Annotated in this window: 6 protein-coding genes and 1 pseudogene; 2 read left to right on the top strand and 5 right to left on the bottom strand. The window is 70.9% G+C overall.

The window, feature by feature from the left end; genetic code table 11:
• Positions 1-238, bottom strand: a pseudogene (locus ACLEQD_RS34135) (hypothetical protein); the annotation flags it as partial.
• 274 nt (positions 239-512) lie between these two features.
• Complete coding sequence (locus tag ACLEQD_RS34140; RefSeq protein ID WP_410389822.1) at positions 513-1361, bottom strand: immunity 52 family protein; 849 nt, start codon at positions 1359-1361, stop codon at positions 513-515.
• Positions 1362-1726: 365 nt separating this feature from the next.
• Between ACLEQD_RS34140 and ACLEQD_RS34145 the strand changes: the two genes are divergently transcribed.
• On the top strand, positions 1727-2950 hold the full coding sequence (locus tag ACLEQD_RS34145) for an FAD-dependent monooxygenase (protein ID WP_410389824.1): 1224 nt from the start codon (positions 1727-1729) through the stop codon (positions 2948-2950).
• Between the two features lie 94 nt (positions 2951-3044).
• Positions 3045-3833, top strand: coding sequence for an endonuclease/exonuclease/phosphatase family protein (locus ACLEQD_RS34150; protein WP_410389826.1), 789 nt, complete (start codon positions 3045-3047; stop codon positions 3831-3833).
• A 59-nt stretch (positions 3834-3892) separates the two neighbouring features.
• Here ACLEQD_RS34150 and ACLEQD_RS34155 read toward each other — a convergent pair whose 3' ends face one another.
• From ACLEQD_RS34155 to ACLEQD_RS34165, 3 genes are all read right to left on the bottom strand, one after another.
• Complete coding sequence (locus ACLEQD_RS34155; protein ID WP_410389828.1) at positions 3893-4420, bottom strand: hypothetical protein; 528 nt, start codon at positions 4418-4420, stop codon at positions 3893-3895.
• A gap of 49 nt (positions 4421-4469) precedes the next feature.
• Positions 4470-5453, bottom strand: a complete 984-nt coding sequence (locus tag ACLEQD_RS34160) for a HEAT repeat domain-containing protein (RefSeq protein ID WP_410389830.1) — start codon at positions 5451-5453, stop codon at positions 4470-4472.
• 11 nt (positions 5454-5464) lie between these two features.
• Positions 5465-6515, bottom strand: a 1051-nt coding sequence (locus ACLEQD_RS34165) for a hypothetical protein (protein ID WP_410389832.1), incomplete at its 5' end; no start/stop codon positions are given.

The raw sequence follows: 6515 nt of genomic DNA on the forward strand, positions 1-6515 counted from the left end.
CCCACGGCGCCCCCGCGTCCTCGGGCGGAGCGCAGGCGACGCTCGCGTCCGGCGCCCCGGCGTCGGTCCCCGCGTCCGGCGGCTCCACGCCGGAGTCGGGCACGCTCCCGGCGTCCTGCGTGCCGCCATCCGGTGGCGAGGGATGGTTGCTGGGACAGGCGGTGCCCAGCGCGAGCACCGTGGCCAGGGCGAACAGCAGCAAGGCATTGCGACGCGGCAAGAGGCCCATACGCGGCACGACAGCCCCCCTCCCAAGGGCGCTCAAGTGTCCCGGGGTGACGCGCCCCTTGAATCCAGAACCGTCAGCCATGCCGCTTCCTCCAGGAGCATCCGGACGCCGGCCGCGTCCCGCCCCTGTCTGGGACCCGCCATTCTTCCATACGGACACAGGACGGCGGTCTGGCGGTGACAGGCCCCCTGGGCGCATCCCGGAGATGGCCGGATGCCCGGCGCCATGGGCAGGCGTCAGGGGCCCGGGAGACGCCGTCCGTCCTCGGCGACCTTGAACGACATCACCCCGCGATAGCGGAAGACCGGGCCCGCATTCCTGGGGGAGCAGGCGCGACAGCGCCTTTCCTGTAGCGAGGGACTGGTGGACGCTCAGGGGGAGGCGGACTGCATGAGCCCCGCGCGGCCAACAGTTCGCGCACCCGCCGCGCCAGCGCGACGTGCTCGGGGTTGGCCACCGTGAAGCGCTCGGGCGTCAGGATGATCAACGTGCCCCGGTCCTCCACGGGCTCGATGCGGACGGGGGCGGGCAGTGGCGGCACCGTGCCCCGCTGGCGGGGGAGGTACGTCACCCAGCCGAGCCACGGCTCGGCAATGCCTCTCTCATCCTCCAAATCCCGATGCGCGTGGGACATGGCCACGGCCCAGTCCGGTTCCCAGGCCAGCGCCATGCCGCGCACCACTTCCGTCAGCACGGGGGCGGTGAGGATTCGCTCCGCGCCCTCACCCTTCGATGGGAGGGAGAGGACACAGACGTTGGCGGAGTTGTGTTGCGCGTAGCTGCCGCAGAGCATCCTCACGGACACGAAGTCCTGGCGAGCGCCATCGTTGTATGCGCTCACCCTCAAGCCCAGGTGCTCGATGGGAGGCCCGCCCGGCTCGCGGTTGACGCCACGCCGGAACGCCTCCGTCAGGGTGGGCAGGTCGGGGGGCATGAGGGGCGTCTTTCGCCCCTTGCCGCGCGGCTTGGGAATCTTGTTCCAGTTCGCCAGCAGGGGGTCGCACGCGGCCAGCATGTCGAGGAAGGCCGCCGCTCGCCGGGCACACGCCTCGGGGGGCTCCCGCCGCGGGCCCCAGTAGGCACCGGCGTAGTAGGTCTCGGGATACGTCCGGGAATCGGCGTCGGTCGTCATGAGGCGCTTCTCTCAGGGGCTCAGCGGGCGTGCTGAGATACCATTGGCTCCTGTCTCCCGGCCCGGCGCGCGTTGGCGGCCGAGCTGAATGGCTGGCTCGGGGAGCGCATCGGCTCCGGCAAAGGACGAAGCCGCCGACGAGTTCGGGACCATCGACCCCCTCCCCCGGGAACTCGCCCACCCCGTCTTCTCCGTGCGCGGGCACCGAGCCCCGGCGGGGGCACCCTGACATGCCACGCACCGTCCGCTCCTGAATCACCTCCGTCCTCTTCTGTCCTGCCAGCAACGACAGACAGCGCTTCTGGCCAGCGTCCCCGTTTGGAGCGGGCCGGTAGCATCCGGGCCGTTCGCTCAGGAGGGGTGCGATGAAGATGGTCTGTGTTGGCGGAGGCCCCGCGGGGCTCTATTTCTCAATCCTGGCGAAGCTGTCCAATCCCAAGCACGACGTCACCGTCGTTGAACGCAACCCCGCGGGCGTGACGTATGGCTGGGGCGTCGTGTTCTGGGACGACCTGCTGGACGACCTCTACCGGAACGACCCGGTGAGCGCGCGGCGGATCGCGGACTCCGCGGCGCGCTGGGACACGCAGGAGGTGCACCTGCGGGGCGAGTACGCGACGCACATCGGCGGCTACGGGTTCGCGCTGGGCCGCGACCGGCTGCTGGACATCCTCATCCGGCGGGCGAAGGGGCTGGGCGTCGACGTGCGCTTCCAGCACGACGTCACGGACCCGTCCGAGCTGGCGGACGCGGACCTCATCGTCGCCTGCGACGGCGTCAACAGCCGGCTGCGCCAGCGCCATGTGAATCGCTTCCAGACGCACGTGGAGGAGGGACGCAACAAGTACATCTGGCTGGGCACCAACAAGGTGTTCGACGCGTTCACCTTCGCCTTCGAGGAGACGCCCGCCGGCTGGCTCTGGTTCCACGGCTACCGCTTCAACAGCGAGACCAGCACCTGCATCGTCGAGTGCCAGGAGACGACCTGGAAGGCGCTGGGCTTCGACACGCTGGGGCCGGACGAGACGCTCCGGAAGCTGGAGGGCATCTTCCAGAGCCGGCTCCAGGGCAAGTCGCTGTTCAACCAGCTCAAGGGCATGGGCAAGGCGCCCTGGCTCAACTTCAAGCGCATCACCAACGAGCGCTGGTGCCACGACAACGTGGTGCTCATGGGCGACGCCGCGCACACCACCCACTTCTCCATCGGCTCCGGGACGAAGCTTGCCATCCAGGACGCCATCGAGCTGGCGCGGCAGCTGCGGGCCCATCCGGAGGACCTGCCCGCCGCGCTCGACGCCTATGACGAGGAGCGCCGCGCCGCCCTGCTGGCCATCCAGCTGGCGGCGCGCAGCAGCTCCGAGTGGTTCGAGAACGTCCCCAGCTACGTGAACCAGGACGCGACGGCCTTCGCCTACGCCCTGCTGAACCGCCGGGGCAGCTCCGTGTGGAGCTACCTGCTGCTCATGGCCAGCCAGCAGCCCGCGCTGCAGGACGTGCTGCGCCAGCTCCACGCCTCCAAGCGGTGGGTCCGCGCCCAGCGCCGGGGACGCGGCGCCGTGGCCCTGAGAGCCCCGCCCCCCAGCCCCTGACCCCTGGAAACATTCCTGACGTAATCGTGCTTTCCTTGACCTGACGGCAAGCCCTGGAGACGCTGGAGACTCCCCGTTTGGAGGAGTCACCCGCATGAGCCCCCGTCCCGCGCCGTTGATGCAACGAATTGCAACCATCGTGGTGATGGCCGCCTCTGGCGTGGCGCTCGCCAGCGTCCAGTCCGCCGCGCCGGCGGCCGCGGTGGCTTCGGAGAGCCTGCGCGTGGTGACGGCGAACCTGGCGTTCCGGGGTCCGGACGCGGTCCGCCAGGACTGGCAGACCATCGGGCCGGAGGCGGACATCGTGTTCGTGCAGGAGGCGAAGAACGTCCGGCTGCGCGACATCCTGGGGGACGGCTGGGCGGTGCGTCAGGACACGTCGTCGGACGACCGGCAGGGCAGCGCCGTGGTCATCCGCAAGTCGGCGGTGAAGAGCATTGACGACCTGGTGCTGGTGAAGGGCACGGATGCCAGCGATTGCGGCACGCAGGGTGACGGCATCATGACCCGTTGGATTGCCCGGGTGGACGTCCAGCTGAACAACGGCCAGTGGATCCGCGCCGCGTCGCTGCACATGCCTCCGGCGCGCTGCCAGAACGGCCCGGGCAGCCCCTACGCGGTCATGGCGGACAACGTCGTGGCGTTCGCGAAGCGCAGCGACCGGATGCTCGTGCTGGGCGCGGACTGGAACAAGGTGGTGGATGACGACCCGAACGAGATTGGCGCGCGCACGGGCCTGAAGCCGCGCGGTCCGGACTCCGGGCTGCGCATCGACGGCTTCTACATCGCGCCCGACATGAGCAGCGCCAACCTGCACCACCTGGCCCAGACGGGCAGCGACCACCGGCCGGTCCAGGCGACCGTCGGGGTCCCCGCGCCGTAGCGCCCGACCCCACGGGAGGCGGAGTCCCCACGACTCCGCCTCCAGCGGGCACCGCGTGACTACTGCAGCACGCCGATGGTCTCCGAGCGGTCCACGGCCTCACCCTTGACGGTGTAGCCGCTGTACCAGCCGGTCAGGTTGCTGCCGGACTGGTCATACTGCATGTGGACGTGGGGCCCCGTGGCGTTGCCCGTACCGCCCTCGTTGCCGACCTGGCAGCGGTTGCACGTGCGGTCATACGAGTCCGACGTCTTGATGAAGTGCCACAGGCGGAACGTCTTGCCGTTGCCGAACGTGTGCTTCGCCTCGTTCTGCGTGCCGCTGCCCGTGCCGTTGCAGTAGACGCCGGAGGTGCGGATGGTCACGTTCCAGGACAGGGACGCCATCACGCCCGTCTCCACGCCCCAGTAGTTGCAACGGCCGCTGGAGATGTCCACCGCGCCGTGGAACGTGCCGCTGGAGTAGTACGTCGTCGCCGTCACCGTGCCCGGGAAGGGCGACTTCACGGTGTACGAATACGCAGCCGCGACGGAGGGGATCGCGAGGGCCAGGATGGCCGCGAGGGCCGTCTTCTTCATGAGACGCATCGGGGGTGTTCCTTTCGGGCCGGCGGGGCCGGCCCCATGAGAGTGCTGCTCAACGGACCTGTTGCAGCCGCTGCTTCTCTCTCAGGAGCAGGCCCCACTCCTGAACGCCTGATTGGAGGACGCGGATCCACGCGTCGATCTCCGGTGCCATGGCGGGGTCCACGCTCCGCAGCTTGCGCAGCTCCGGCACGGCGTCCGCGAAGCCCAGCTCCGCGATGCCCTGCACCAGCGCCTTGCGCACTCCCGCGTCCCGCTCTCCCCGGTACATGCCCACCAATGCCTCACGCGCGGGCTCCATCTGCGCCGCCGGCACGCCGCCCAGCGCGAGCGCCGCGGAGCGCCGCACGTCCGCGCTCTCGTGGCCCAGCATCCCGAGCAACTTCTGCCCCGCCTCCGGCCCCAGCTTGCGCGTGTCCAGGGACTCCAGGATCTTCGCCGTCACCTTCGGGTCCGTGGACGCCGTCGCCGCGTTGACGGCCGTGTCCGTGGCCGGGCCGTGGTAGCCGGAGTAGACGTACTGGTTGTCTTCAATGAGGTTCGTCGCCGCCTCCATGCGGACCTCCGGCGAGCCGTCCCGCATGAGCCGCTCGTACATGTCCCCCGTCTTCTCCAGGGCGCCGGTGCGGCGCATGGCGCGCACGGTGGCGGCGCGGACGGACGGGTCGCGGTCCTCCAGCGCGCGGCGGGCCACGGCCTGGATGGCGTCCTTCTCCGCCTCGCGCTCGCTGCGCGCCACCAGCGCCGCGGCCAGCTGCTCCACCATCGCGGGGTCGGTCTCCCGGTCGAACGCCGCGCGCAGCTCCCCGGAGGGCAGCGAGACGGCGGCCTCGCGCAGCACCGCGTTCAGGTAGTCGCGGTAGGCCTTGGAGCTGGAGCCCAGCCCCTGGCGGAGCTGATCCATCAGCCCCTGCACCGAACAGCGCTCCCCTTCCAGGGGCGGCCTGGGGGCGGGGGGCGTGGACCACGCGGGGCCGGACGCGAGCATCAGCGCCAGCCCACCGAGCGCGCGAAGACCTGGGAGGAAGCGGGGCATGCGGAGGGCTCCTACTGGTGGCGGTCCATGCAACCGAAGGGGTTCTGGTCCGGCAGCTCGTTCCAGACGCGGATGAAGTCGACGTTGCCCTGGGCGTAGAGCATCTCGAAGGTGCCGTAGAGCGGCTGGAAGCGAGGGTCCACGGTCGCCATCTGAGCCATGACGGGCAGCGCGTCCCGGCCCGCGACGCGCGCGGAGAAGCGGAACAGCGCCCAGCGCACGCACACGGACTGCTCGCGGTTGAAGGAGTCCGTGAACAGCTTCAGCACGCGCTCCTTGTCGGAGGACATGGCCAGCACCTGCGCCGCCGCGTCGCGGCCGTCCTCGTTGCCCTCGCTCTGCAGGATGCGCGCGAAGCGGTCCGTGGTCTTCGCGTCCAGCACGGGCGAGTTGTGCAGCGGCGCCGTCTGGGCCAGGTGGCGGATCTGCTCGTCCGGCGAGTCGGTGGCGATGGTGATGAGCCGGTCGAGGTAGGGCGACGCGTCGCCCAGGTTCTCCGACTCGCGCGCCATCACGCGGCCCAGGGTGCGGGTGGCGGCCCAGCCGGCTTCGGCGGACGCCGGGTCGCGCGCGAACTCCGCCATCCGGTCCATCGCGTCCGGCGTCAGGTGCTTCTGCGTGTCGAGCGCGGAGAGCATGCCCGCGCGCCGCTCGAGGGCCATGGCCTTGTCCAGCCCCGCCTCCAGCAGCCGCGCGGCGACCTGCGGCCGCTGCACCGCGTCCGACTCGCGCAGGCCCGACAGCAGCACCTTGAACTCCGCGCCCTGCGCGTCCCGGGCCCAGTCCACCACCTGCCCCGCCTTCCCCGCGTCGTCGCCAATCAGCTCCGCGAGCTTCGACTTCAGGTAGTCGCGGACCAGCGGGTCCTTCGACGCGAGCAGCGGCGCGGCCCAATCCCGGAAGGTCTCCAGCGTCACGCCGTCGTTGAAGCGCGCCAGCTCCGGGAAGCACGTCTGGTCGGAGAAGCGGCGCTCCGCGGCCTCCGCCTCCTCCACGCCGGAGGGCGCCTTCGCCACGCCGCCGCCACCGCCCCGCGAGCCCCCGGCCTGGGTGGCCCTGGCG

The organism is Corallococcus sp. 4LFB (assembly GCF_046520365.1).
GTDB lineage: Bacteria > Myxococcota > Myxococcia > Myxococcales > Myxococcaceae > Corallococcus > Corallococcus caeni.

What these genes read in the sequence shown, in the direction of transcription:
- ACLEQD_RS34140 (WP_410389822.1), bottom strand. Translation starts at nt 1,361, where the DNA reads ATGACGACCGACGCCGATTCCCGGACGTATCCCGAGACCTACTACGCC.
- ACLEQD_RS34145 (WP_410389824.1), top strand. Translation starts at nt 1,727, where the DNA reads ATGAAGATGGTCTGTGTTGGCGGAGGCCCCGCGGGGCTCTATTTCTCA.
- ACLEQD_RS34150 (WP_410389826.1), top strand. Translation starts at nt 3,045, where the DNA reads ATGAGCCCCCGTCCCGCGCCGTTGATGCAACGAATTGCAACCATCGTG.
- ACLEQD_RS34155 (WP_410389828.1), bottom strand. Translation starts at nt 4,420, where the DNA reads ATGCGTCTCATGAAGAAGACGGCCCTCGCGGCCATCCTGGCCCTCGCG.
- ACLEQD_RS34160 (WP_410389830.1), bottom strand. Translation starts at nt 5,453, where the DNA reads ATGCCCCGCTTCCTCCCAGGTCTTCGCGCGCTCGGTGGGCTGGCGCTG.